Here is a 25,775-nt window from a genome sequence, read left to right as displayed (position 1 = left end):
GAAGGCTGCGAGGGCTGCGTAGCGGCCCTGCTGTGCAATATCCTTCAGGCCTATTGCAGCCCGCGGCAGCGACTCCCGGTCGGGAGACTTACTGCATATTGATGATGACTTCTTCCTGCCATTTCTGCGGCAGCGCCTTGGAGGTCTTCTCCCAGGCTTCAGCATCTTTGATTGGCGTCACGGTTTTGTATTGTTCGTTCGGCAGCAGCTTGGCCTGAACTTCAGGCGGCAGCTTCACGTGCTCTGCGCGGATGGGGCGGGCATTACCGTTGGCAAGGTTGATTTGCCCCGCATCGCTGAAGATAAACTCACGGGCGAGTTTGGCGGCGTTCGGGTGTTTGGCGTATTTATTGATGATGGTGGTGTAGCCCGAGATCACAGAACCGTCGGACGGGATCAGCACCACATAATCGTCCGGGTTAGCCATTTTGGCCTTGTAGCTCAGGCCGTTGAAGTCCCAGACAACGCCGACTTCGACTTCACCTTTTTCCATGGTGGCGATGGTCGGGTTGGCGAGCGACAGGCGACCTTGTTTGGCAAGGTCGGCAAACATCAACAAGGCCGGCTGGATATTCTTTTCATCGCCACCGTTAGCAATCGCTGCTGCCAAAACACCATTGGCGGCTTGTGCGGCGGTGCTCACATCGCCGATGGAAACCTTGTATTTGCCGGTCTTCAAGTCAGCCCACTTGGTCGGGACTTCCGAGCCGTGCAGCAGTTTTTTATTGACGATAAACGCGATGGTGCCGGTATAAGCCAATGCCCAGTTGCCATCCTTGTCTTTGGCCCAGTCAGGAATTTGTTCCCATGTGCTCGGTTTGTAAGGCTGCACGACGCCCTGATTGACGGCAATCGGGCCGAAAGCGGCACCGACGTCACCGATATCAGCGCTCGCGTTGTCTTTTTCTGCCGCGAACTTGGCCACTTCCTGAGCTGAACTCATGTCGGTGTCCATATGCTTCAAGCCGTAGTTTTTTTCCAGGTCAGCCCAAGTGGCTTTCCAGTTGGCCCAGTCATCGGGCATGCCGACACTGTTAACTGCACCTTCAGCTTTTGCCGCCGCTTCAAGCGCTTTCAAGTCGACGTCGGCGGCCATTGCCGACGTGCAAAGGGCGATGCTGGTGCCTAACAGTGATGCCAGGAAAAACTGTTTCATCCGTAGCTCCTTGGGCGTTTTCAACGCTGGGTTTTATTGATCTTTTGCGGGGGTTTGGTCTAGGTCAGCAATACCTGAGCCAATTTAAGCGCAGCTCATGACACTTTAATGTCGGCATCCGTTGTGCAAGGCCTTTGATCTGTTTGTCGCGCTGCTTCGGGTAAGCGTAGACCATGCTCAAAGGCCCACCGGGCAAGGCTTTGCTGCACTGTACGGGCATGAGTGTCATGCAACAGTCATGTGCACTGCCTAGGCTGAGGGACTCATGAAACGATGATTTCGCAGGCCGAGCCTGCTCACATTTGGTGCTGGACTAGTCCAGATAGGTAACAGTGATGCAAGAAAGTGCGCCCAAGGCGGTGACAGCAATCAGTCGCACGCTGCAAGAGCAAATTGAGCGGGGTTTGTTGCCGTGCGGTAGCCAATTGCCTGCGGAACGTAAGCTGAGTGAGTTATTTTCTACGACCCGAGTGACGTTGCGAGAGGCCTTGGTGCAACTCGAGTCTGAAGGGCTGGTGTATCGAGAAGAGCGCCGTGGGTGGTTTGTTTCACCACCACGACTGGCCTACAACTTGATGCAGCGCAGTCACTTTGACGCCATGGTCATCGCTCAAGGGCGAGTGCCAACCACTGAAGTGCTGTCCGCGCGATTGCAACCCGCCTCGGCGGCGGTGTGTGAGCGATTGCAACTGCCTGCACTGTCCAGCGTGATCCAGATTTGCAGGGGGCGGCGTATTGACGGCAGATGGGTGCTCTACGTCGAGCATTATCTGAACCCTCAATACTTTCCGCAGATACTGGGGTTTGATCTCACGCAGTCAATTACCGAGTTGTACGCCCGGCATTACGATTTGCACTACGGTCGAGTGCGTTTTGAGATTGTGCCGACGGCGCTGCCCAGTGAAGCGGCCGCCACGCTGAAAGTCTCCACCGGCAGCCCTGGCTTGAGGATTGTCCGAGTCAATTACGACCAGCATGATCGGCTGATCGACTGTGACCTGGAGTACTGGCGACATGACGCGATTCATGTCGCCGTGGATGTTCTCACTTGATTCGTAGCAACCTGCGCCCGGTGCTACGAAAACGTAAGGTGCAACATCAATCCTTCTGCAACACCCCGCTTCCTGCCGTGATGACTTGCACGCTCAAGCGTGGCGTTGCCAGATCCAGCCCGGCTTCGTCCAGATGGCGTTTGAGCGACAGGTTGAACGCCCGCGACACTTCCCATTGCTTGATAGGGGCAGTCTTGAAACGGGCCCGCAAAATCGCGCTGCCGGACTCGAAACTCTCTACACCCTGAATCTCCAGCGGTGACCAGATATTGCGACGTTGCAGCGGATCGCTGCGCATCTTCTGCCCCACGTCGCGCATCAGTTTGATCGCGTCGTCTATTTCCATGTTGTAAGGGATGGCCACACGAAAGATCGCGTAACCGAATTCGCGGGAGTAGTTCTTGATGCTTTTGATTTCGCTGAACGGGATGGTGTGCACAATGCCATCGATGTCTCGCAGGCGCACGGTGCGAATGGTCAAGCCTTCTACTGTCCCCAAATGGCCGCCGACATCGACGTAATCGTCGATCGCCAGCGAGTCTTCAATGATGATGAACAGGCCAGTGATCAAGTCCGCCACCAGCGATTGTGCACCGAAACCAATGGCCAGGCCGATCACACCAGCACCTGCCAGCAGCGGCGTGACATTCATGCCCATATTGGCCAGGGCGACGATCAGGGCAATGATGAAAATGGCCGCAAACAGCACATTGCGAATCAGCGGCATCATGGTTTGCGCGCGAGCATTGGCCAGGCCTTTGCGCGAGCGGGTCAATGCATGGTGGATGGCCGTATCGGAAATAATCCAGACAAACCAGGCAAACAATAAGGTGCCGGCGAGCCCAAAAAGTTTGACGCTGATCTCATGGCCGTCGCCCTCGGTAAAGCTGATCAGTGACATGCCCCACACGCGCAGCCCCAGCTCGATAAACACCAGCCACACCACCATATGAGCCAGGGTGTAGACAAAGCTTTTCAGGCGTTCGGAATACAGGGCGTGACGTTTATGGCCGCGCTGGGGTTTTTGCGCATGGCGCCGCACCAGTCCGTTGATCACCATGCACAGCACCACCAATACGGTGCAGATCAGTGACTGACGCAAAGCGGTGCTGCTGTCGCCCGCCGAGATAAAGGTCGCGGCCAGAGAAAAAGCAACCAGAATCAAGGCCGCTATGTACCAGTAAGTGCCCAGAATCTCGATGCTCTCGCTTAACGCTCGACGGGTGAGGCGGCGCGATAAGGGCTGGTTGCGGATCAGGTGGGCGATGGGGCGGCGGAACCGGATGATAAACAACCCGGCAGACAGCGCTGCCATCACGTTGGCAAATGTCGCTGCGGTATGCGCCAGATGCACACCCAGAGACGCGACCAGCCGTGGATCGCTCAGTGCCTGACCAAATGCAGCAAAGCTGCCGATCCACCACAAAGGGCGAAATGCCTGATGCCGCAGGATATGCAAGGCGCGATGGCGGTGCGGGCCGTCAAGCAGCGAAAAAGCGATGACACAGATGGCCGAGAAACAGGTGCCAATCACCAGCGCATAGGCCAGCACCATCGCGAGGTCTTTACCCAGGGATGAGGGCAGCGCGTAGCTACCGTAAACCGTGATGATCAATGCCACGAGCCAGGGCCCCAGTTTGCGCAAGGCAAAGCGCAGCATGTCGACTGCCTTGGGGTGCTGCGGCAGCTCCTCACTCAGCCCAAAGCGCAAACGCACACGGTGACTGACCCAGATCAACAGCGCAGCCAACAGGCTCCAAACCATAATGATCAGGGCAAAAGCGAAGATGATCGGCAGCCATTGATTGGCCGGCAACATGAGTTGCGTGAGTTCTTCTTTGGCCAGCCTGATTTCTTTGGCCCAGCGATAGGTGGGGCTGTCAGTCCCTGAAAACTGTTGTTCGAGGTCTGACAGGGTGCTACCGATCAGTCCCAATACGCCAATTTCAGCTTGCGGTTGGGCTTGTTTGGTGGCGTCGCGAAGCTTTTTCAGGTCAACCAGCAACTTGCTGCGCTGTTGATCGTTTTCGAGGTTTTTGATCACCTCGTCCAGGGACTGGCCCAGGGGTTCGGTCGGTTGCGACTGGGTCTTGTCAGACCCGCCCAGCATGCTGGTAATACCCACGGCCTGAGCCGAGGTCAGTGGCATCAGGGTCAGCAGGCAGGCAAGCAAGAAAGAGGGCAAGGTAAAAAGACGAAAAAACACTGGGCAATCAACCTCGTGGGTAGCGGATTGACCGAGTGTACGCTAGGGGCAGTTCCCGTTTCATTGCAAACCGCGTCGCTGGGTCACATTTAGATAAGTGACGGTAAATGTGGCTGCTCAGCGCCGCGTGATCATTCGTTCAGCTTGGCGAGGATCTTGAACACAATGGTGCCGAAGATCAGCAACATGCCGCACCAAATCATCAATACCCCGAAACCGCTCGGGCGCTCGCGAAACGTGAAGCCAAGGGTCAATAACAACATGCCGCAGACGATGGGAATGAACATTGAGTGAAATTCGGACATCGGGATCATTGTTATAGACCTGAAGGAAATAATGCTTCGAGTCTAGGATGCTTTTCTGAAAAGTGTGGTGATGTGCGTCAAAAATGAATCAGGCCAGCACGCAGCCCTGTGGTCGCTGCCGAGGCTGCGGCAGCGAACGCAGAGGGGTTTGTTTATGGCAATTGGTTGCTGGCGTAAAACGCGCTGAGTACTTTGACCAAGTGCGCGAGGTCATGACTGCCGGCAAGCTCGCGAATGGAGTGCATGGCAAAGGTTGGCAGGCCGATGTCGACAGTGCGCACACCCAAATGGCTGGCCGTGATAGGGCCAATGGTCGAGCCGCAGCCCATGTCGCTGCGTACCACAAAGCTTTGCACGGGCACTTCTTCGGCCATGCACAGGTGGCGGAAGAATCCGGCGGTTTCGCTGTTGGTGGCGTAGCGCTGGTTGCTGTTGACCTTGATCACTGGCCCGGCATTGAGTTTAGGGCCGTGGTTGGCGTCGTGCTTGTCGGCGTAGTTGGGGTGAACACCGTGGGCATTGTCGGCCGAGACCAGCAGCGATTTTTGAATCGTGCGCACGAACTCATCGCCTTCAGGCAGCACCCGTTGCAGAATTTGCTCCAGCATCGGGCCGTCGGCGCCGCAAGCCGAACAGGAGCCAACTTCTTCATGGTCGTTGGCCACAAACAGGCAAGTCTCTTCTGTTTCAGCATTGAGCAGCGCTTGCAGACCGGCGTAACAGGACAACAGATTGTCGAGGCGTGCGCCGGCGATAAAGTCGCCGTTCAGGCCAATCACAGCGGCGCTTTGGGTGTCATAGAAACTGAGCTCGTAATCAAGCACCACGTCGGCATTTAAACCATGCTCACGGGCTAACTGGTCGGTGAGCAAGGCACGAAAATCAGCGCGCTCGTTACCCGCGACCTGAGCCAGAATCGGCGGCAATTCGGTTTGCGGGTTGATGGCCCAGCCTTCATTGGCTCCACGATTGAGGTGGATGGCCAGATTGGGAATTGTCGCAATCGGAGCCCGGAAGTCGATCAGTTGGCTTTCGACCTTGCCATCACGACGGAAGGTGACACGTCCGGCCAGTGAAAGGTCACGGTCAAACCACGGAGCCAGCAAAGCGCCACCGTACACTTCGACACCCAATTGCCAAAAACCCTGGCGTTGCAGTTCGGGTTGAGGCTTGACGCGCAGGCAGGGGCTGTCTGTGTGTGCACCCACCATTCGGATACCGCCGTGCAGGGGCGAATGGCGACCCAGCTTGAAGGCCACGATGGATGAGTCGTTACGCGTGACGTAATAGCGGCCATTGGCTTCGGTGAACCAGGTTTCGCGTTCGTCCAGGCGCTGATAACCGGCAGCCTCCAGACGTTGCACCAGGCTGGCAGTGGCATGAAACGGGGTAGGGGAGGCCTTGAGGAAGTCGATCAGGCCTTGGTTCAGCTCTTCGCGCATAAGTTACTCCAGACAGCAAGGCCGCGAGTTTAGCGCATTGATCGAGAGAATTGTTGCTGGGGCTGGCGTAGTCGATGTCACCTGTAGCCGCTGCCGCAGGCTGCGACAAGATCCGAAGGATCTTAGAGCGCGCGAGCGCTTCGCGCTCGAACGCAGCCTGCGGCAGCGGCTACAGATTAGGTTGCTTCAGAACGGTGATGGGCACTCGAAACGCAGACGTTCGCCGGTTTGCGGATGGGTAAAGCTGAGCATGCTGGCGTGTAAACACAGGCGCGGCCAAGCGGCCAGCGCTTGAGGGTGGGCATAAAGTCCATCACCCAATAGAGGATGGCCGATAGACAGCATGTGCACGCGCAATTGATGCGAGCGCCCGGTGATCGGGGTCAGTTCAACCCGGCAGTAATCGCCACAACGGTCCAGCACTTTCCAGAACGTTAGCGCGTTTTTGCCAAACTCATGATCCACCACATGGCGGGGCTTGGTAGGCGGGTCATAGCGCAGGGGCAGGTCGATACTGCCGCTGTCCAGTTCGGGTTGGCCCCATGCCAGTGCTGTGTAGGCTTTTTCGGTTTCACGATCATGAAACTGACGGGACAACTCGCGGTGAGTGTCGGCGTCACGAGCCAGCAGGATGATCCCCGAGGTTTCCCAGTCCAGCCGATGGACGATGCGCGCTTCCGGGTAACCGTTTTCTTGCAGTCGGGTGATCAGGCAGTCCTTGTTGTCATCGGCCCGCCCCGGCACTGACAGTAACAGGGTCGGTTTGTTGACCACCAGAACGCCAGCGTCCTCATGAAGGATGTGAATATTGGACAACGGCATTAAAGCAGCCTCTTAACAAACGCCAACGGCGACAAGGAAGCCTTCCCCGTAGAGAAGACGACCAGGTCGCCGCGGTGTCAGCCGGATCGATTAACGATCTGGCAGTGTGATATTGAGTTCCAGAATCGAGCAGCTACCTTCGTTCTCGAGGGCAATCTGAACTTGATCGTCGCCGATATTGACGTATTTGCGGATCACCTCAACCAGCTCTTTCTGCAGGGCTGGCAGGTAATCCGGCGTGCTGCGTTGGCCGCGTTCGTGCGCCACGATAATCTGTAGACGCTCTTTCGCGACCGACGCGGTGGTAGGCGTTTTGCGGGTACGAAAGAAGTCAAAAATGTTCATTGTTTAGTTGCCTCCAAACAGGCGCTCGAAGAATCCCTTCTTCTGTACATCAAGGAACCGATGCTCCACGGTTTTGCCCAGCAAGCGATCAACGGCGTCGCTGTAGGCCTGACCCGCGTCGCTCTGATCATCAAGGATCACCGGCACACCCTGGTTGGAGGCTTTAAGAACAGCCTGAGACTCAGGGATCACGCCCAGCAAGGCTACGGCCAAAATTTCTTTAACGTCTTCAACACCGAGCATTTCGCCTTTGGAGACGCGGTCCGGGTTGTAGCGAGTCAGCAGCAAGTGTTCTTTGATCGGGTCTTGACCCAGCTCAGCGCGACGCGACTTGCTGGCCAGCAGGCCCAGCATGCGGTCGGAGTCACGTACCGAAGACACTTCAGGGTTGGTCACGACAATGGCTTCGTCAGCAAAGTACATCGCCAGGTGGGCACCGGTTTCGATACCTGCCGGAGAGTCGCACACTACGTATTCGAAGGTTTCCTTCAGTTCCATCAGAACTTTTTCGACGCCTTCTTTAGTCAGTGCGTCTTTGTCACGGGTCTGACTGGCGGCCAGCACGTACAAGTTTTCAAGGCGTTTGTCCTTGATCAGCGCTTGTTGCAGGTTGGCTTCGCCGTTAACCACGTTGACGAAGTCATACACCACGCGGCGCTCACAACCCATGATCAGGTCGAGGTTACGCAGACCAACGTCGAAGTCGACGATGACTGTTTTGTGGCCGCGCAGTGCGAGACCGGTACCGATAGCGGCGCTGGTGGTGGTCTTACCCACACCACCCTTGCCGGATGTAACCACTAGAATCTTGGCCAAGGTGCTTCACCCCTAAGGAAAAAGGACTTTTTAGTCCCTGAATAACATCTTTATAAACGACAGCAGGTGAACAGCCTTGGGGTTTTCTATATAGGTCAGGTTTACACAAGGTAAAAACTGCCGATTATTCCTACAAGGTTGCTGTTGCCCTTACGATTTCAAGATGCTTGGAAATGGCGAGAGTATCCGTTAAAGACGGGTGATGTTCAACATGTCACTTGACAGACTGATCTGCACCGCTGTTCCCCATAAAGGGTCACGACGCAGGTCTTCTGAAACTTTGTACATGCCGGCAATGGACACCAGTTCGGCGCTCAATTGCTGGCAAAAGATTCGTGCTTTCATATTGCCTTTATGGCCGGCGAGTGCACGGCCACGCATTGGCCCGTACACATGGATGTTGCCATCGGCCATAAGTTCCGCGCCGGGGCTGACTGAAGAAATAACCACCAGGTCGCAGTTTTCGGCATAAACGGTCTGACCGCCGCGCACTGGGGTGGTAATAATCTTGGTCGGTTTAATCGTTGGCTCAGGCGGTTTTTCAGGTTTTTTCGGTGGCGCCGGGGCTTCAACAGGTTCAATCAGCCGCTCGCGAGCGCCTGAGGGCGGCAATACAGGAAGATCAATGGCGATGGCCGCAGCAATGTCTTCAATACGGCTGGCGCGAATCGCCAGGGTACGCAGGCCATGTTGGCGGCAGATGCGCATCAGGCCCGGCAAATCGATTGCGCCCATTCCGGCGGGTAGCTTGTCGAGTGCCAGTACCAACGGGGTGTTGCTGAAAAAATTGGGTGCTTGCGCCACCTTCGCCGCCAGTTGGCGGTCAAGGGCTTCAAGGTCGTTTTTGGCCAGTTCCAGCACCGTAATGGCGAGCATACTGCCCTTTAACTGGAACACAGGGGCTTGGTCTAGCGATTCGGTTTGGCTCATGGTGTGTTAACGCGGCTTGTCACTTAAAGTGTTGAGACTTATAACGAGAACGCTCGCGAGCCGCAAGCGGGGTCGAACGATGTAGAATGCCCGGCCTTGTATCTGCCCGGAATCATTAATGGATCGCCCGCATTTTCGTGCTGCTTTTTTTCACCCCCGGTTTTGGCTGCTATGGCTAGGACTCGGTGTGCTGTGGTTAGTGGTACAACTCCCTTATAAAGTTCAACTGTGCATCGGCCGCGTTTTGGGTGGCCTGATGTATCGCGTCGCTGGCGATCGACGGCGCATCGCTGCGCGCAACCTTGAGCTGTGTTTTCCTGAAAAAACGGCAGCCGAGCGTGAGCGGTTGCTCAAAGACAACTTCGCTTCAACCGGTATTGCCTTCTTCGAAATGGCCATGAGCTGGTGGTGGTCTAAACCGCGGCTGGCCAAGTTGGCCCATGTGGAAGGGCTGGAACACCTTGAACAGGCACAACAAGAAGGGAAGGGCGTCATCCTGATGGCCTTTCACTTCACCACCCTGGAAATTGGCGCCGCCTTGCTCGGCCAGATGCACACCATCGATGGTATGTACCGCGAGCATAACAATCCGCTGTTCGATTTTATTCAGCGACGCGGACGTGAACGGCATAACGCTGATTCCTTAGCCGTAGAGCGCGATGATGTACGCGGTATGCTTAAGTTACTGCGGTCCGGGCGGGCTATTTGGTACGCCCCTGATCAGGACTACGGTGCCAAGCAAAGTATCTTTGTGCCGCTGTTCGGCATTCCAGCCGCAACCGTCACGGCCACCAGTAAATTCGCCAAGCTGGGTAAAGCGCTGGTTGTGCCCTTTACTCAACAGCGACTGGCGGATGGCAGTGGTTACAAGCTAGTGATCCATGCCCCTTTGAGCGATTTCCCTGGAGAAAGCGATGAAGCGGATTGCTTGCGCATCAATCAATGGGTTGAACGTGCCATTCGTGAGTGCCCTGAGCAATACCTGTGGGCTCATCGTCGTTTCAAGACCCGCCCACCTGGTGAACACAAGCTGTACGACAAGCGCCGTTGATCATTGGCGACCATCGAGCCCCTTGGAGCAGTCTCATGAGTGGGTACAGGCTCCCGCGTTTACTCGATTTTAGATGTGACGCATGTATGGCTCGCGTGCTGCCGCTTATTTATTTATAGGTGATGGTGAACCCAAGCGCGCCATCTGCCGAGCCGGCTTCAACAGCGCTAGTGGGACCGGTTTGGTAATAACGGGCGTTCAGTTCAAGCATCATGCCGCCCGTGACGGGAATGGCGCCTTGTGGTACTTCGGCCTCTAAGGCAATGGGTGTAGTTCCATCGCGTGCCAATATTTGAATACCGATACCACGTGCTGTCGAACTTGTCCCCAGACTTAACAAGCCCTGGCTTGCGTCCAGCGTTGTAGAGCCTGCGGTGGGATCAAGGCGTATATGGGCGTTTGTAACAGTGCCGCCAGGCAGAGGGTCGGAAATACACGAGTTCAGGGCGATGCTAAAAGGGACTGAATCAGTTGTTTGCCCCTCGCCGGTGAAGTGTGACATTGGCCATTCACCCAATTGAACCGGGTCAGCGCTTACAGGGTTGGCTGACAGCGTACATTCAGCACGCGTAACGGAGCCATTCAAGGCAACGCCGAAGGCATCAGGAACTCCGCTAAAGGAGCCTTTGACCAACTCCCGTGCCGAGTTCAGCGAATGTTGGCCGGGGTCGATATCGCCGGTTTTGATCAGCGTGATTTTGCCCCTTAACGGCCCGTGCTGTATGGCAAAGGGGGTTACGAAATCGATGTAAGCACTGAATGGCACTGAGCTGTCCGGACCGTTAAGTTTCCAAAACCCATTAGTGAGGCCATTGTATGGACTGCCAAAGCTGAGCAATGCACCCACACCTGAGATATTTGTCTGAAGTAACGTACCGGGGATTGTCATTGAACTTTTGCGCTCAATTGCCCCGCTAACGCGCGGCGCAGTAATCGTTGCTGTAAAGCTCAGCCTGCCGGTACTGTCGTTTATACAGTGGATCGAACTAGTTCCGCCACTGACAGCAAAAGGTTGTTCGGTCGGCCCTATTGGATCGCCAATTTGAGCGTCTCTGGGCACATACAGTGCGCCCACATTAACTGTGTACAGAATTGGCCCAGTCCCGGTGCCCCAGTAACATTCGCTTCTGGCTGCACAGAAAGTGCTGAACGGCAACAGCACAAACATTGTGAGTGTGAGCACACGTCTTGTGGGTAGTCTGATCGACATACTGTGTTTAATCCCGGCAATAACACCGGCAGCCTTCAAGCTGCCTGGCGTTTGGATAGATGGATTGTTATTCAGTGGCACATCAAATCCTGGACCCGATAGCCTTGCACCAATGGCAATTTTCGAGTGTCGAATTGCAGTTGGCACTGTTGTGGGGAAGTGTTACCCCAGCGAGCAATTACGGTTTGCTGACCCTCGGCTGTACTCAGCACAAGTTGACCCGCCTGCCCGACAATGCCCAGTATTTCGCCCTCTGCATTGCTCACCTGAGCTCCGAACGGGAGGGCGGTGCCGCCGCTATCACGGGTATTCAACAACACCTTCTGAACCCTGCGAACAGGAAAGCTGGCTTTGACCACCGCGCCACACCTTGGAACGACTTGAGTGACGCCGTTTTCAATTTCCACGCCCGGATCGAGTTGGTCTGTAGCCAGAATTACCCGGTTAACCCGGAAGGGTTGTAAATACGGGATCAAGGCATAGCCCCGACTATTGGTTTTGGCGCTGGAAGAATTCAGCAAGCCGACGTCAGCAGTGTCCGGTACATGTATCAGGCCACTTGTTTCCCCCAAATAAGGCCCTGCTTCGAGCCCGTCAGCATGCAACAGCAACGCACCGCTGGCATTGAGTGAAAGGTTGTTGTAGTCACTCCCTTGTGTAATGCCTGCGCCCAGGCTGGCAAAAGGAGCCAGATAACCGACCGACAATTCAGCATTTTGTTGATGACGTTCATTGTTGGACACAGATGCCCGATAGTTGATCAAGCTGTTTTTGCCTTGGCCGGAAAGAGAAGCGCGATGATTGAGCAGGCCACTGTTCTGGCGCACGTCATAGGTCGCTGTTGTTGATCGGCCGAACTCCAGAGGCATCGAAACACTCAAGCCCAATTGACGTTCATTGAACGCATCGTCGTTCAGCGACTGCGAGGCATAGAGTGAGTAACTCACTGTGTTGAAACGTGAACTGACATTGAATTGGAATTGACGTTGAGAGTCTGCTGTCTGCCAATAATTCTCTTGGGAAAATGTCAGGCTAAGCGAGCTGTATCTGCCAATGTCCTGAAAGACCGAGGCTTCCAAAAGGCTACGGCGACTTCCTCGAAAGTGCTGGTCAGCACTGCGCTCTCGTACGGCTTCACTGAAATCGCGATATCCCTCGGTGGAATAGCGATACCCGGCAAACCGCAAATTTGTCCGGGTCTTGAACGATTTGCCATATTTCACTGAATAACTCATGCCTTGAGCGGTATGACCGTTATCGTTGGGGTCGGTTTGGGCCGATGAGCGTGTCAGGTCAAACGATAAAGCTCCGAACGAGCCCAGGCTTTTACTGATGCCCAAGGTGCCGGCCTGATAAAACTCATTGCCCATCAAGCCGCCGTAAAGCGTCGAACCCCAAGGCGTGCCGGTGGCCAAGGTGCCTTGCCAGAGCATCGAATCGTCCACAGCGTCAAACGGTGCGTTATAACGCCCAACGCTTGCGCTATAACGCCATATACCCTCACGCAGCAAATTGCTGAGGGTTGCATAATTTTGGGTAAAGCGTCGTACCTGGCCGTCAGCCTCAGTGAGAATGATTTCCAGCTCACCGCTGCCACTGGCCAAGGTGAGGTCATTGATCTCGTACGGGCCTGCACTGACATAGGTTGAGTAAACGGGAAAGCCGTTTTGGCGAATCTCGAGTTTGGCTCTGGTTTGCGCTACGCCTCGTACGGTGGGCGCATAGTTTTGTTGAGAGTCGGGCAACATACTCATGTCTGACGCAATTTGTATGCCTCTGATGGGTACGCTGCGAAACACCTCGCCCGGTGTAAAGGTTTCGCCCAGTGTCAGCTGAGAAAGGGTGCCCGGCAGGTCGCGTTGAAGATAGGTGTAAGCCCGTGACCATCTACTCTCGTCCTTGGCATCACTGCGAAACGTGTTGTTGCTGCGCAAGCGCCAGGCGCCCAAATTCAACCCGCTGTTCAAATACACGTCGTGGTTATTTACAGCCCCTGCCTGATTACGACGGCCTTGTTGAGTTGAAAATTGATAGTTCATGAATGCCGAATTTATGCCGTAATCCCAGCGTTGTGGATCTACATATCCGGCAATGTCCCGACGCATTGCAATCTGCGGGACAGATAAAGAAAGCGTTAACTTGCTGTTATCCAATTGCACGGTCGCACCGGGTATCAGCCGTTGTATATCGACACACGCTTGCAGCTCGATATCGGCGGGTGCGGCGCTATCCAGCTTCACGCCCATCTCTTTAAGCAATTGGGGGGATAAACAAGGTTTAAGCTCATCCACCTCAACATCCGTTGCAAACTCTATTTCTCGGCTATCGAAATAGCTTAGGTTGATATAGATGTCGACGCGGTAACGTCCAGGTATCAAATGTTGGCTTCGGGACAATGATTCAAGAGCCAGCGCCCCGGCGTCACTGGCATGGCTGTCCAGTTGGCGCATGAAGGTTGACTGAAACTCGACCGGCGTGGAGGCGTTAACAAGGTGTGTTTTTAGTGCGGCAAAGCTGGCACCTGTCATTACGGCGAACTGTAAAATGCGCTGCGCAGGCGTGCAGCTCCGTTGCGAGGAAAAAGGCATAACGTTAGTCCGCGCGCTGTTAAAGGTCTAGGGCGACGGGCAATGTCATTGGGTTCGTAAAGCTGCCGAAGTCATTAATTGCGGAAAAGATCACTTGCAATCCTTGGGTGGGTTTGAAGCCGTCGAGTTCATAGGTTTGCGAAGCCATGGGGAGCGCCATGGGGGTCTCCTTGAGCTTGACGGTTTGCCCGTTAGCGTTCAGTTCAATGCGAATGAACGACATATGAAAAGGGCTTGGGTTGTTCACGATCAAAAGCGGTTTACCGTCGATATTGCGTATTGACCATTTGAGATCTTTGAGGCTTTCAAGCAGGGTGCTTTTAAGTTCGGCGGGGCGGAAGAAGACTTTGATTCGTGTGCGTAACGCAATATTCAACTGGTTAGTGACACCGCTTTCAAGTTGCGGTATTTCTTGAACATTAAAAAAAAACAGTGACTCCCGATCTTGTGGCAACGAATGAGGCAAGCCATTGATTTGAACTTGCTGTTCTTTACCGGCGTTCAAGCGAAACAGAGGAGGGGAAGCGATAAATGGCACAGCCGTCGTTTGATCATCTGCTAGCGTATTAACCCAAGTTTGAACTGCAAAAGGTTTGGTGCTTGGATTAGTCACTCTTAATGAAACATTTTTTTGTTCGCTGTCGTAAATAACGCGCGTGCTGCTGATTGTCAGTGCAGCTTCAGTGTTGGAAAGCCACAGGGTCGTGCTGCCCAGTAACGCATAGGCAAGTGAGCCGCTCTTTAAAGTGGCGGGGCTTTTAATAAAGCTGAACATGGGGGATCCCGCAATTTTGGAGTGAGCCTGAACAACGGGCACCAAGGCCCGTTGATTTAACTGGACAGGTTGGATCAGTTGATGTCGACGCGGAAGTTGACATCAGCATTAGCAGGGCCCGCGTCAACGGTAGCTTCGATGGCTACATAAGAAGCAGTGAAGTACATTAAGGTTGCGTCGGTATCGCTCAGCGGATAGACCGTCGATGCGGTTCCACCAGGCAGCAGGGTGCCGGAGTTGTCCCTTAACGCTATGGCAACACCTTGAGCTGCGCCAGGCAGAGGCTTGATGCCGTAGTAATCACCCGCCCCCCCTTGAACCGAGTTAAAGGTTACTTTCGCATTAGCCGGCGCAGTGATGGTGCACGTAGCGTTTGGAGTGATGCGCAACTGGAATCCACGACCACCGGCTTCAGAGCCAAGCCCTGCGAATTCACTGACATCCACTTCACCCAGCTCAACAAGATTACCCTCCTGACCACTGACAGGGTCGATGATTTCAATCGGGCAAGTGGCGCTGTTAATTTTGCCGGCAAAGTTGATGGTGCCATCAAGCGCTGATGCTGAAGTTGCGACAACACTTATTGCCAGCCCGAAAGATAGAGTGAATAAGGTGTTTTTCATGTAATAAGTCCCTTAATGGAATTTAATTCGGCAATGATCAAACTAGATCGTGCCGATAATGCCCGAGGCATATGAGGTTATGAGAGCGGCAGAAGTCTAGAGAGCGTGCGGGGGGTGAGATATGAGAAAACTCTCATTTTGAGAAAATTAAAGGGCATTCAACCCCCCAAAACCCGGGTGCAAAAAAAAGCTCCCGCTGTTAACCAGCTGGAGCCATTGAAGGGTTTATCTAATTATCTATGAAAAGAGAGTTTACCCTTAAGTAACGCTCTAATCCTTGGAACATCAAGGGCAGGTTGGCCCGGAATGCCTATATCATTCAATTTAGGATTGCGTGGAGCTTCTGATAGAAACCAATTGCCCCCTGGCTCAACACTGCCTTGCATTTTTGTGGTGGGCTTCGGTGGCACCTCTGGGCGGGGCCCCCTTAAAGCGGTGGTCTCACTAACAGGTGAAGAAGTTGTACTCACTTGATTACTGAAACCGCTAGGCCCCGCGACAGATCTTGACAATGTGGTCGGCATGTCGCTGACTCCATTGGCCCCACCGCTGGTGCTGGCGCTGCTTCCTCTGGAACCTGACGCGGGCACATCTGGTATAGCGCCACCCGCATTACGAGAAGCATTGCGAGCAGCATAAACATTCTCGACCTTGCCTAAACTCTCCTGAACCTGTTTGTGCCAGCTCACCTGTGCAGCTGCCGCACTCTTGGCCACACGGACCGCTGCATAAAGCCCATATGCACCAAACGCTACATCCAGTCCGCCAGAGATAAGCGAACTGGTCTCGTGCTTTTCACGGTCTTTAAGCCGAGTAGCAGTGGTAGCCATGACGCCTTCATAGATCCCATACGCGCCACCACCAACGCCGATGCCCGTGAAAGCTGTAGTCGATGCAATGGCTACAGCGCCCACTGGCGGAGCAATGACAACCGCCGCTATCGTCAGCGCAATGCCGACAGCCGAGAGTGCCGCCCCCAATACGCCCATCCAATTGACCCCACGATTTGCATGCCCTGTAGGGTCAACAAAGTTGATCGGGTCGCCTGCACAGTACACATAAGGATTGATCCCGCCCGCGCCGAACGGGCTGAGTGAATCCGGGCTATGAAAGCGCATCAGCGTCGGGTTATACGCCCTGTAGCCCTGGCCCAGCAGGTACCAGCCACTTTGCTCGTCGCGTACCTCGCCGTTATAGCCTAACGAGCATTGCATCTCATCATTGGAGTTGCGCTCGCCGTAAGAACCATAAGTGGCTTTGCGCAGTTCACCCTGGCCGGTTTCGCCGAGCACACTGTTTTTGCCGTCAACCATCAACAGCAATGTGTGCTCGGCGTCGTCTTGTTGTTGCGCCAAAGGTTGGTCGTTGAGGTACAGGTAGTGAACGTCAATGCCGTTGTGCTCGGTCCTGCACAAGCGATCGTCTTGATAAAAGCGCAAGGTTTCGGCTTGAGTACCACGTTTGACGCCCTGCAAATGATTATGAGCGTCGTAGCGGTACTGGGTGACGTCATTGCCATCAGCATCGGTGACCTTCACCAGTCTGCTCTGGCTGTCGTAATGCAAGGTCTGCCCGGTTTCATCGCGCACAAGGTTGCCGTCATTGTCGTATTCAAGCTCACAAGCAGACGGATAGTGTGGATGACTGTGAGTGACTTTGACTAATTGGCAAGGATCGTTGGAAGCGAATTCGCTTATGGCATCATCCTGAGTGCCGTCTGCGAACCTGGTGTAGACCGCGGTGATATTGTCCAGAGCGTCGAAGGTAAATGCTTGTTTGTAAATGGCATTGCCGAAGCGGTCTTGAGGCAGATTTGTACCTTCACAAATTTGTTCCACCATCCGTCCGCGCTGGTCGTATACGAAGGTTTCCATCAATTCCGTGTGTTCACCCCGTTGCAGGAGGCGGGTTTCCAGGCGGTTATCGTCACGGTAAGTCTGGGTGATTGTCTGTGTTGGGAAATCACCACTCAATGTCATATGACGCTTGGTTTCACGGCCTTGGTCGTCATAAGTCAATGCGGTAATAAGAGATTGCCCAGTACTTTCATCATTCGTGGTGATATGGCTCACTTGCCCCAGATCGTCGTAGTCGAACGTGGCAAAGATCTGGCCTTGAGTAGCGCTCTTGAGTCGGGCCAAGTGGTCATAAGTGTACGTGCACGTCATCCCGTTGTTGTCGACGCGGGTTAATGGCCGGCCGTTCAGGGTTTGAGTGTGAACTGTCGTGGACTGCTTGCCCGTGACCTTGTCTTTCCATGTTTCAGTGCGCAACTGACCACAGAAGTTGTATTCAAAAGTGTGCTCACTTTGCAGGTTCTGCGACAGCGTCAATTGCGCACTTTGAGGGTCATAGCCAAAGGTAGACGTTTCATCCGGAGCGGTACTGCTCACTGGGGTGTCCACAAGCCCCGGTGTATAAGCATAATTGATAGTTTTTTGGTCGGCAGTGATCAACTTGCTGACTTGCGACTGGCCGCCTTCATAGAGGAATTGTTGAAGGCGCTTACCCACTTCTACTGTCGAACGCCGATCAAGACCATCATAGGTCTGGCTGCCGACGCTGGTAGTGAACGAGCCGTAGGCAACATCAATGCTAACAGGTAGCTCACCGATACTATGGGGGGCATAAGCACGGTGGATCTCGGTCTGGTCAGGCATGATCGTGACCTGCATTCTCGAGAACTTGTCGTAGATAAAGCGTGTAGTTTCACCCATTTCGTTGAGTTGCTCAGCGCAGTTGCCCAAGCCGTCATAAAAGTACTGACGTTCGCTAACCCATTCGCCGTTAGCATCCAACGCTTCGACTTTGTCTTCTTTGCCAAACAGGTTGAGTGTTTTCCGACTTTTATTAGTGACTTTTGCGGCTGCCCCCGTACCTTGTGTCCAGGTGGTCCAGGTTTGATTAGCGGGATCGTTTTCGGTTAATTGCGCCACACCGTCAGGGCCGGTGACTTTGCACTGCTCGCCCCAGGCATCGTATTGGTAGGTGGTGGTCAAATGAATGTCTTTGCTGTCCTCCCAGTCGATAGCCGTTTCTTGAGTCAGTTGACCAAGCTGGTTATAGGTCGCGCTATAAGTGGGGCGAAACAGCTGCGCGTCTCCTCCCAGTGCATCAATGTCCTGGCGGTCTTCTTTCAATACCCGATTCAAACCATCAAACCAGGTGCGAGTTTGGACGCCTTTGACATCTTTGCTGTACTGCACGGCCTGTTGGCCGGAAGTGCCGTTGGTCAAGGAATACCGAAAGTCGCGAGAGGCTTCATAGTGGGTGCCCGGAGCGACGATTTCTTGGGTAGTACGGCCAAGGCGGTCATAAAGGTAAATGATTTCGGCACCGTTTCCATCCTTACTCGAAAGCTTTGCCCCCGTAAGTAATGAGTGCTCTTCGGTGGTCACCTGGCGTACTTGTTTGCCTGGAACCTCAGGGTCATCGTCGAAGCCGATCAACGTACTGACGGTACTCAAAGTCGCCACATTGGCGCGAGCGTTATAGGCGGTTTTATAGTCGAACGTGGTGGTGGTTCGGGTATCGGCCCGATCATTGACAGTAAGAACCGTTTTGCTGATGAGTCCATGTCTTTGAGGGGCGTCAGGCTCATTAAGGTATTCATGGGCAATAGTCCTTAATACCTTTTCAACCTTGCCCTCGACCACCTGCACAAGGGCCTCTTCACTCAGTGCCAGCCAAGGAGCGTTGTCGGCCAAGCCGTTATGTTCGGTATAGGTGTAACGGTGTTGGAGCGTTGGAGCGTCACCGAAATTGGAGGGCGCCGGGGTCACCGTTTTGCTTTTTAGGTTGCGTACGAATTTTTGAGGGTCAGCAGGGCAGCCTTCTTCTGCGTCCAGTCCATACCAGGTGCAGGTTTCTTTAACACCATTTGCGTTGATCTGGGTCAGCAAGTTGCCAAACGTGTCATAGGTGGTGCTCACCACCTCAGTGTGGCGGGGGCTAGAGGAGCCGTTTTTGCGCCACGTGCGTGTGACGGATTTAGGTAATTGGCAATATTCAGGCTGATCTTCAAACGCTGCGAAAGGATTGATGTAGTACTCGGTCTCGGTGACTAGCAAGGTGTCATCGCTGGCCAAAGCAGCTTTTTGCATCACCTCTTCGCGCTCCATCAAATGAAAGCGGTTGTACACCCGACGGGTGGTGCGTATAGCTCGACTACCCTCCCAGAGTTCTTCTTGGGTTTCGTATTCGTAGCCAGACCTCACCTTATAAAGGTTGTCCAGACCGTTGTCGATCCAGTCAATACCGCTGCCGAAGCCCAGGAAGTTATGGTCGTTAGTGTTATCAGGCGCTTTTGAACCGTAAGTGAAGCGGGTTTCGATAGCCGGTGTTGCAAAGCCAGGATCTCTAATATGCGAGTACACCCTGGGTAACTTGCGATCGGTAATGCCTGGAAAGTTATGGGGCTGAGCTGCATAGATGACTTTTTCATGGCCCCCGGTCGGGGTATAGATGTGCTGTAAACACGTAAACTCCTCCGAGAGAATATAGGTGAATCGCCAGGAAGCGTTGTCGTCAGTCGGCAAGACGATGCTTCGGGTTTCACCGTTTTGGATATTGAGCAAGAACAACGATTCTGATGCAGTCCCGGCATGTAAAACGATGTTCATTTCATTATGGGTGCGCTTCAAACTGAGCAGCAGCGAACCGTCACTATTCTTGATGCTGGTGAGCAGAGGCTCAACACCATAAGGTTCATAGCCAAGAGTGACGCTATGGCCCTGTTGCGAAAGTATCTGCACGGGCATCGCCAATTGGCTTTGACCCACCTGAAGAATTTCAATTAAACCGGATTTATGTTCGATGCGATAACGGTTGTTGCCTAATACATGAAAATGAAAAGAATCGAGTTTTTTTTCCGGAATAAGCACTTCGCTTTCTTGTAAATTGATTTTGAACGTTTCGCCAGTGTACAGCGACAGTATGCCATTGGCCGGATTGAATTGAGAAAGTTGTAAATTCCAGCCTTTGCCAAAACCGCTGTCTGAATTATTTAGCGGATTGAAGTTAAGTTGTAAGGGAACGGTCGGGCCACATAAGTTGTTGGCTTTAAGTTCAGGCAGATTAATGGCGCATGTGTATTGCCCTGTACGAGGATCAACCTGGCTATTAATAAAATTTGTAAAATTGAATGCGTTGGACGACACAGACGTTGACAGGGTCATGATGTGAACCTTGTTGCTAGCGGGTTTTTTAATATCGAATGGGGAGGGGAGCAGGCATCAATTTACGGGTTGAGAACGCTCGATATAAACGCAGCTAAGGTGCTCGTTCAAATTCTTGTTGGCGAAGTCCGAGCCCACGAAAGCTTCCTCAATACGGGTGTCTTTGTTAGGAATCAAAAAGCCTGCCTTCATTATGCGAAGGCTATCAATGGATTGAGGCAGTGTCCACGTCGTTGGAGCTTTGACCGTTTTAAGTTTAAAGAAAAAATTTTCCTTGGCTTTTGCTTCCGTACAGGATTCGTCAGCGTAGAATTGGATCAACGTTGCCGAGGGGACATTGGACAGCAAGAATGTAGAAACCATATTGTTCTCACAATATTGATCGTTTGCGCCGAAGTTATACATTTGGCTGGTTTCTGGAATGATTATTGAACATTTCTCTGCGCCATTATCATTAAAGAACTGAATAGTCCCGTTGTTTTGTTCCGCCACTTTTGGCGAAGCGTTGCCCTGGTTGCTCATGCTCAGTAAGAGTAAAGCGCTGAGGGTGTAAATGTTTTTTTTGGAGGCCAGCATGTTGAAGTCTCTGCGTAATTAGCCCGTTCCAGGGCTGAAGGTTGTTGTAAGGCCGACTGTAGCACCCGCGAAAGTTACCCACACCTGATACTTCTATTAGTGAGTGATGGGGTTGAGGCTTAGCTCAGAGGCTGAATTGTTTAAATCTGCTGAAGGCGTTGAATCAGTCGGGTGGGGATATATAAAGAAACTTATGAATGGTTGTTCGAGGCGGTAGAGAGTGGTAGCCCCTTACCGGTTTGCATTGTTTGGGTCTTGATTTCGTCCTCGCACTGGACGGTTGAGCAGGTCAAGCTAGTTCTTCTATTAGTACACGACGTTATTAAAAGCGCGTAAAAAGTTGCTTACTCTGCTCGTCGTAGAGCGACAGCATACCTTTACACTCATTGAGGAACACATCATGGCATCAACACCCACTCTGCCGGGTCCCGTCATTCCTTTGTTAATCAACAATACTATTGATCCTCAAGCCTTGAATGGCGGTTCGCTGTCAACCTATGCCAAATACGACAACCCGGTGTTCGGGGATATACTCTATCAGAGCTGGTTGGGTCTTTCTGAGAACAACGATCCCATTGATGTCACGTGCATACCGATTGAGGTGGATCCGGTCAACGAACTTGACCTTGGTTTCTTGATGACGATCACAAATGATTTTGTATTAAAACTGGATAAGGGGCAGGTGTTTTATTCCTATTTTCTTAAGCGTATTACCGATCCACCCCTTGCACCTAAAGTGGAATCCAAAAGGATTCATTTCGGCATCGGTAAAGCCGGCCGGTTGTCCGCGCCGCAGATAAAAGAGTCCCATGACAGCCAGCTGGACCCCGATTCTATTACAGGCCCCACGTTTAAAGTTGCTGTACCGCCCTATACGGCCATGTCCAACGGGGACATTGTCAAGCTGGTCTGGACAGGAGTGAATCCAGATGGCACAGCCGGGCCTGCAGTACCAATCCCCCAAAAAATTTTAAGCAGTACAGATTCCGACTTGTCCAATAACCCTGGCCAGGTTTTGACGTGGGATTTAAATAAAACCAACTTGAATGCCTTGAGGGAAGGTTCACTCAGGCTGCATTACGAGATCACTTATGCTACTCGCGCCGAGGAACCGCAAACCGTTTCCTCAGAGCGCAGCATAGTGCTCAAACCACCCGTGTTGGCCGAGTTGGCTGCACCCAGTGTCATAGATCTGGTGGGAACAGAGATTAATCCCGGCCAGTTTCCAGATGGGATTCGCGTATCAATCCCGCTCTATCCAGGTATTCGTGTCGGTGATGATGTGCTGGTTTATGGCACGCGCACGGGTTCGGGTAGTGGGGCTGCAAAAAACACCGTCAAGCAGTTGAAGATTGACAGTTCCAATATTGAAAGCGGAAAAATTGTCGTGCCCATCGAGAAGGAGTGGCTGATAACCAATCGCGGCGCAAGCGTTAATTTGCGTTATCAATATGCGCGTGCCGATGCTGCCGGGTCAGGCATCCCTCTGGAATTGACGGTGCGTAAACCTTTGATCTTGCCGACCCCGACGGTTGATAACAGCGTTGAAATTGGTAATCGGGATGAATTGGACCCCATGTGGGCATACAGTGGTGCCTATATCTCAATTCCTGACACCGCTACCATTGAAGATGGCGATTCAGTAATAGCGTATTTCAAAGGCTTCGGTGCCCATGGTTCTTACGAAGTGTTTGAACCCAGTCAGTTAAACCCGATGAAGTTCAAAGTGCCCGCAACGGTATTACCGTACAACTTCGGTAAAACGGTCGAAGTGGTGTACAGCGTCGCTGGGGAAATGGCCAAGCCTTCGTTGAATCTATTTATTCGTGAGGTGGATTTCTACTCACAGATCACGTGTGAAGGCCTTCAAGTAGGCGCGCCGGCAACGCTTAAACTTTCGGATATACCGTCGGGCGGATCGAAGCTGAGCATCGGTCTTTGGCCTTTTATTTCGACACCCCAAATTGTACGACTCTGGTTAACAAACAGTGACATCGAAGACAGGGATATTATTGCTTCTCGTGAGTTGCTGGCGGAAGAAGTGAGCGGTGGGGTGAAAGCCGTTCTAACCCGTGAAGACCTGGCGGGTGTCCCGATAAATGGAATATTTACATTACGATTTAGCGTCAGTTTTGATGGCGGGAATTCCATCACTAACTTTAATAACCCCTTGCAAATAAAATTGCTGGCCTGACGCCAATTAACTTCTTCGCTGATTACAGGATACACATTATGAGCCAACTGACGTTAGTCGAATTGATCGAAGAGATGCAAGGTAAGTCCCTGACCTGTGGTTGGGATGCTGTAACACTGTATGATCAACGTAAAGCCAATGAATTGTTGATGCAGTTATATATAGAGCGTTTTAATACGTCGGATGGATACATTAAGCCTATTTCAACCGTGGCGCCGTGGGGCGATGGGGTAATTAAAGACCATCTCTTCAATCTAAAATTGAGCGCGCCTCGATTGTCCTTTGAAAGTTCTAGCCCTGAAATTGATCCGCGAGCCAGGCTGACCCTCGATATGATCGGCGGCCTGATCATCAGGACAGAAAAGCCTTCAGGTGGGCCGCACTTTGTCACCCAGATTTCTGAAATTCTGCCTATCGGGGGGCCGCAACTCTGGATGGACCAGCCGATAACAAAAGGTGATGTTAGCGGACTGGGTGAGGTGATCATAGACATTGCCAAAGCCGATAATTTCAAGGCCAACTTTGTTGTCGGTTCACTTGCACAGAGTGAGGTAGGCCAGCATTTCCAAAAATACTTTTGCAAGTTGCCGCCTGGCCAAAAGAAGTTTTCGCTCGGTTCCATTGACGGTATAGCCAATGGCGTTTTGACACCCCGTAATTTCGAAATCAAAGTCGTCAAATCCAATCCCGTCTCTGTTTTGGGCGATCTGGATTACGGCGATGGTGCGGTCATGTTGTTTATTACACTGGAAAATGGTGAAGACGGTAAAAATTTCCCCGCCAGTGGTTCGCTTTACCTGCTACCCGTTGACGAGTGTGGTCTGAAATTCACAGGGGGGATGTTGCTTTCCAGTCGGGTGCTGTTTGACAAGATCATACGGGCTCCGGCGATGGTTGATATTGGTCATGGTATCGAGTTTCTGGACTATACCACGGACAATGGCGGAGGCAGTGATATCGGCTGGAGTCTTAAAGCAAAAGAGGGAGGCGTCAATTATCAGTTTGTGCATGACTACCAGATCAGAAGTGAGGATTTTGATGCGAGATTTGAAACAAACCTGACACTAAATTTTGCAGCTGATGACGGTGGGCCTGCTCTGACGATAAGAGGAGCGGGGAATCGTATTGAGTTTGTCCTGGATAAACACTATACCCGTCCGTTCAGTCGAGTTATTCATTATGCTTGGCCGACTTGCGATGAGTGGGCCTACGGAGGGGCTTCATTTGATATTAAATACACTGTTAGTTTCGATGTGGTTTTGGATAATGCTACAGGCCAAGTCAGTTTCAAAAAAAATGAGAACTCCTCTGACTTTCAATTAAAGATAGGAGGCTTTGAACATTTGAAAGACCTTGTTTGGGAGGGGATCAATATGATCGCTCTCGCTGATGATTTTTACCGGCCCCAACTGGAGGGTATTCTCCAATCGCTTACCACACCCACGCTAGAAACGTTCATTCTTCGCAATCTTTTATTTCCTGGCCACAATGCCCTGCAATTGACGGAAGCATTTGTACCCGGCGATTTGGCAGTATTCGGTCAAATCGATCCGTTGCGAACAAGCACCGTGTTGTCGCCACTTAATTCGTGCATCGAAGCAGGCAGTTTGTTGCAGTTCTTTTTGACACCCAAAGCCGAAAACGTGAACTGGCAGGTGCGGGACGTGGATGGGGTAAATGCGCCAGCGGGTAGCATCAGTGCCAGCGGTTTATATAGTGCGCCCACTCAGGCAGAAATGCCTGATGGTTTCGTGGCCGTTATCGTGACCGCCGAAGGCACGCTAAATAACCAGCCGGTTAAAAGTTCGGCGCTGGTTACCGTGGTTAATAGCATGATCACGGTGGCAGCGAGCTACACCAATTGCGATGCGTTGCAAACGAAAGAGCTCTCTGCCAAGTCATTAAATGGAGCCATTCTTGAGTGGACACATTTGACTCCGGAGTGGGGGTCCACATTGAGTGAGGTTCCAGGGAAACCCGACCTGCGTCACTATACCGCCGGGTGCCCGCCGGACCCCGACACGGCCTTTTTTCTTGACAAGTTTGAAGTTAAACAAAACGTCAATGGCGTGGTGACAATAGCTTATATACAGGTATTGATTCTTAAGCAAGGGGTGTCAACTCCGATGTGGATAACCGAGGACAGTGAGCCTTCGAGCGGTACCGTACAATTTGAACTCAGAGGAAAGAATGGTCCCATTGATCCCACTAATGTGATCTGGAAATTGATCAGTGGCGAGGGAACATTCGATGATCTCAACGGGATTTACACCGAGCCTTCAACTATTCTCCCCTCCAGTTTTATTGTGGTGTCCGGTACGGTGCCTGGTGACTTTGCTGATATCCATGCTTACGCAGTTGTTCCCCTGCCACTTTCTAAATATGTCGAGATAATTGAGTACTCAGATCCCCCTGTGGTACTCGCAGAATAATTTTCACGTTTTCCTCTAAATGCCACTTAATGAGCATTTAGGGGTTATTTTTACTTCGTATTTCAAGGTATACAC

General features: G+C 52.6%; 18 protein-coding genes. 4 read left to right on the top strand and 14 right to left on the bottom strand.

Going from position 1 to position 25,775, the window contains the following annotated elements; genetic code table 11:
• Positions 1-88: 88 nt before the first annotated feature.
• Positions 89-1,156 (bottom strand): ABC transporter substrate-binding protein, encoded by a 1,068-nt coding sequence (locus ACI7MX_RS12595; protein WP_314482293.1) that lies wholly within the window; start codon positions 1,154-1,156, stop codon positions 89-91.
• 335 nt (positions 1,157-1,491) lie between these two features.
• On the opposite strand from ACI7MX_RS12595, the gene ACI7MX_RS12590 reads away from it, so the two are divergent.
• Positions 1,492-2,208, top strand: coding sequence for a UTRA domain-containing protein (locus ACI7MX_RS12590; protein ID WP_405587779.1), 717 nt, complete (start codon positions 1,492-1,494; stop codon positions 2,206-2,208).
• Between the two features lie 46 nt (positions 2,209-2,254).
• On the opposite strand, the gene ACI7MX_RS12585 is transcribed toward ACI7MX_RS12590, so the two are convergent.
• The 7 genes from ACI7MX_RS12585 to minC form a co-directional block, all read right to left on the bottom strand.
• On the bottom strand, positions 2,255-4,414 hold the full coding sequence (locus tag ACI7MX_RS12585) for a mechanosensitive ion channel family protein (RefSeq protein WP_405587776.1): 2,160 nt from the start codon (positions 4,412-4,414) through the stop codon (positions 2,255-2,257).
• 131 nt (positions 4,415-4,545) lie between these two features.
• On the bottom strand, positions 4,546-4,728 hold the full coding sequence (locus tag ACI7MX_RS12580; protein WP_314482301.1) for a hypothetical protein: 183 nt from the start codon (positions 4,726-4,728) through the stop codon (positions 4,546-4,548).
• 143 nt (positions 4,729-4,871) lie between these two features.
• Complete coding sequence (locus tag ACI7MX_RS12575) at positions 4,872-6,161, bottom strand: M18 family aminopeptidase (protein ID WP_314482304.1); 1,290 nt, start codon at positions 6,159-6,161, stop codon at positions 4,872-4,874.
• Positions 6,162-6,347: 186 nt separating this feature from the next.
• On the bottom strand, positions 6,348-6,983 hold the full coding sequence (locus ACI7MX_RS12570; protein WP_405587771.1) for an RluA family pseudouridine synthase: 636 nt from the start codon (positions 6,981-6,983) through the stop codon (positions 6,348-6,350).
• 90 nt (positions 6,984-7,073) lie between these two features.
• Positions 7,074-7,328 carry a cell division topological specificity factor MinE gene (gene minE / locus ACI7MX_RS12565; protein ID WP_019410761.1) on the bottom strand — a complete coding sequence of 85 codons (255 nt, stop codon included), beginning with the start codon at positions 7,326-7,328 and terminating at the stop codon, positions 7,074-7,076.
• Positions 7,329-7,331: 3 nt separating this feature from the next.
• Positions 7,332-8,144 (bottom strand): septum site-determining protein MinD, encoded by an 813-nt coding sequence (gene minD / locus ACI7MX_RS12560; RefSeq protein ID WP_405587768.1) that lies wholly within the window; start codon positions 8,142-8,144, stop codon positions 7,332-7,334.
• Positions 8,145-8,333: 189 nt separating this feature from the next.
• Positions 8,334-9,074 (bottom strand): septum site-determining protein MinC, encoded by a 741-nt coding sequence (gene minC, locus ACI7MX_RS12555; RefSeq protein ID WP_405587765.1) that lies wholly within the window; start codon positions 9,072-9,074, stop codon positions 8,334-8,336.
• Positions 9,075-9,192: 118 nt separating this feature from the next.
• Here minC and ACI7MX_RS12550 point away from each other — a divergent pair, with 118 nt between their 5' ends.
• Positions 9,193-10,125, top strand: coding sequence for a lipid A biosynthesis lauroyl acyltransferase (locus ACI7MX_RS12550; protein WP_314482311.1), 933 nt, complete (start codon positions 9,193-9,195; stop codon positions 10,123-10,125).
• A gap of 109 nt (positions 10,126-10,234) precedes the next feature.
• Here the strand turns inward: ACI7MX_RS12550 and ACI7MX_RS12545 are convergent, their stop codons facing one another.
• From ACI7MX_RS12545 to ACI7MX_RS12520, 6 genes are all read right to left on the bottom strand, one after another.
• Positions 10,235-11,416 (bottom strand): fimbrial protein, encoded by a 1,182-nt coding sequence (locus ACI7MX_RS12545; RefSeq protein WP_405587761.1) that lies wholly within the window; start codon positions 11,414-11,416, stop codon positions 10,235-10,237.
• The gene (locus ACI7MX_RS12540) at positions 11,407-13,923 is read right to left on the bottom strand and encodes a fimbria/pilus outer membrane usher protein (RefSeq protein ID WP_405587758.1); all 2,517 of its coding nucleotides are present in this window, start codon (positions 13,921-13,923) and stop codon (positions 11,407-11,409) included. The genes ACI7MX_RS12545 and ACI7MX_RS12540 overlap by 10 nt, the downstream gene beginning before the upstream one ends.
• Positions 13,924-13,942: 19 nt before the next feature.
• A complete protein-coding gene (locus ACI7MX_RS12535) occupies positions 13,943-14,698 on the bottom strand; it encodes a molecular chaperone (RefSeq protein ID WP_405587755.1) in 756 nt (251 codons plus the stop codon).
• A gap of 74 nt (positions 14,699-14,772) precedes the next feature.
• On the bottom strand, positions 14,773-15,321 hold the full coding sequence (locus ACI7MX_RS12530) for a fimbrial protein (RefSeq protein ID WP_405587752.1): 549 nt from the start codon (positions 15,319-15,321) through the stop codon (positions 14,773-14,775).
• 233 nt (positions 15,322-15,554) lie between these two features.
• Positions 15,555-20,498: an RHS repeat domain-containing protein gene (locus ACI7MX_RS12525; RefSeq protein ID WP_405587749.1), complete on the bottom strand. Its 4,944-nt coding sequence runs from the start codon at positions 20,496-20,498 to the stop codon at positions 15,555-15,557.
• A 57-nt stretch (positions 20,499-20,555) separates the two neighbouring features.
• Positions 20,556-21,074, bottom strand: a complete 519-nt coding sequence (locus ACI7MX_RS12520; RefSeq protein WP_314482324.1) for a hypothetical protein — start codon at positions 21,072-21,074, stop codon at positions 20,556-20,558.
• A gap of 400 nt (positions 21,075-21,474) precedes the next feature.
• Here ACI7MX_RS12520 and ACI7MX_RS12515 point away from each other — a divergent pair, with 400 nt between their 5' ends.
• Both ACI7MX_RS12515 and ACI7MX_RS12510 read left to right on the top strand, forming a co-directional pair.
• On the top strand, positions 21,475-23,268 hold the full coding sequence (locus tag ACI7MX_RS12515) for a hypothetical protein (RefSeq protein ID WP_405587745.1): 1,794 nt from the start codon (positions 21,475-21,477) through the stop codon (positions 23,266-23,268).
• Positions 23,269-23,306: 38 nt separating this feature from the next.
• On the top strand, positions 23,307-25,700 hold the full coding sequence (locus ACI7MX_RS12510; protein ID WP_405587742.1) for a hypothetical protein: 2,394 nt from the start codon (positions 23,307-23,309) through the stop codon (positions 25,698-25,700).
• Positions 25,701-25,775: the final 75 nt, after the last annotated feature.

This window comes from Pseudomonas sp. 2024-210 (assembly GCF_045062345.1).
Lineage (GTDB): Bacteria > Pseudomonadota > Gammaproteobacteria > Pseudomonadales > Pseudomonadaceae > Aquipseudomonas.
Note: the sequence above shows the minus strand (reverse complement) of the source record. Positions and strands in the feature narration are given on the sequence as shown.

What these genes read in the sequence shown, in the direction of transcription:
- ACI7MX_RS12525 (WP_405587749.1), bottom strand. Translation starts at nt 20,498, where the DNA reads ATGACCCTGTCAACGTCTGTGTCGTCCAACGCATTCAATTTTACAAAT.
- minE (WP_019410761.1), bottom strand. Translation starts at nt 7,328, where the DNA reads ATGAACATTTTTGACTTCTTTCGTACCCGCAAAACGCCTACCACCGCG.
- ACI7MX_RS12530 (WP_405587752.1), bottom strand. Translation starts at nt 15,321, where the DNA reads ATGAAAAACACCTTATTCACTCTATCTTTCGGGCTGGCAATAAGTGTT.
- ACI7MX_RS12515 (WP_405587745.1), top strand. Translation starts at nt 21,475, where the DNA reads ATGGCATCAACACCCACTCTGCCGGGTCCCGTCATTCCTTTGTTAATC.
- ACI7MX_RS12520 (WP_314482324.1), bottom strand. Translation starts at nt 21,074, where the DNA reads ATGCTGGCCTCCAAAAAAAACATTTACACCCTCAGCGCTTTACTCTTA.
- ACI7MX_RS12510 (WP_405587742.1), top strand. Translation starts at nt 23,307, where the DNA reads ATGAGCCAACTGACGTTAGTCGAATTGATCGAAGAGATGCAAGGTAAG.
- ACI7MX_RS12575 (WP_314482304.1), bottom strand. Translation starts at nt 6,161, where the DNA reads ATGCGCGAAGAGCTGAACCAAGGCCTGATCGACTTCCTCAAGGCCTCC.
- ACI7MX_RS12535 (WP_405587755.1), bottom strand. Translation starts at nt 14,698, where the DNA reads ATGTTCAGCTTTATTAAAAGCCCCGCCACTTTAAAGAGCGGCTCACTT.
- ACI7MX_RS12595 (WP_314482293.1), bottom strand. Translation starts at nt 1,156, where the DNA reads ATGAAACAGTTTTTCCTGGCATCACTGTTAGGCACCAGCATCGCCCTT.
- ACI7MX_RS12540 (WP_405587758.1), bottom strand. Translation starts at nt 13,923, where the DNA reads ATGCCTTTTTCCTCGCAACGGAGCTGCACGCCTGCGCAGCGCATTTTA.
- ACI7MX_RS12550 (WP_314482311.1), top strand. Translation starts at nt 9,193, where the DNA reads ATGGATCGCCCGCATTTTCGTGCTGCTTTTTTTCACCCCCGGTTTTGG.
- ACI7MX_RS12570 (WP_405587771.1), bottom strand. Translation starts at nt 6,983, where the DNA reads ATGCCGTTGTCCAATATTCACATCCTTCATGAGGACGCTGGCGTTCTG.
- ACI7MX_RS12580 (WP_314482301.1), bottom strand. Translation starts at nt 4,728, where the DNA reads ATGATCCCGATGTCCGAATTTCACTCAATGTTCATTCCCATCGTCTGC.
- ACI7MX_RS12590 (WP_405587779.1), top strand. Translation starts at nt 1,492, where the DNA reads ATGCAAGAAAGTGCGCCCAAGGCGGTGACAGCAATCAGTCGCACGCTG.
- minC (WP_405587765.1), bottom strand. Translation starts at nt 9,074, where the DNA reads ATGAGCCAAACCGAATCGCTAGACCAAGCCCCTGTGTTCCAGTTAAAG.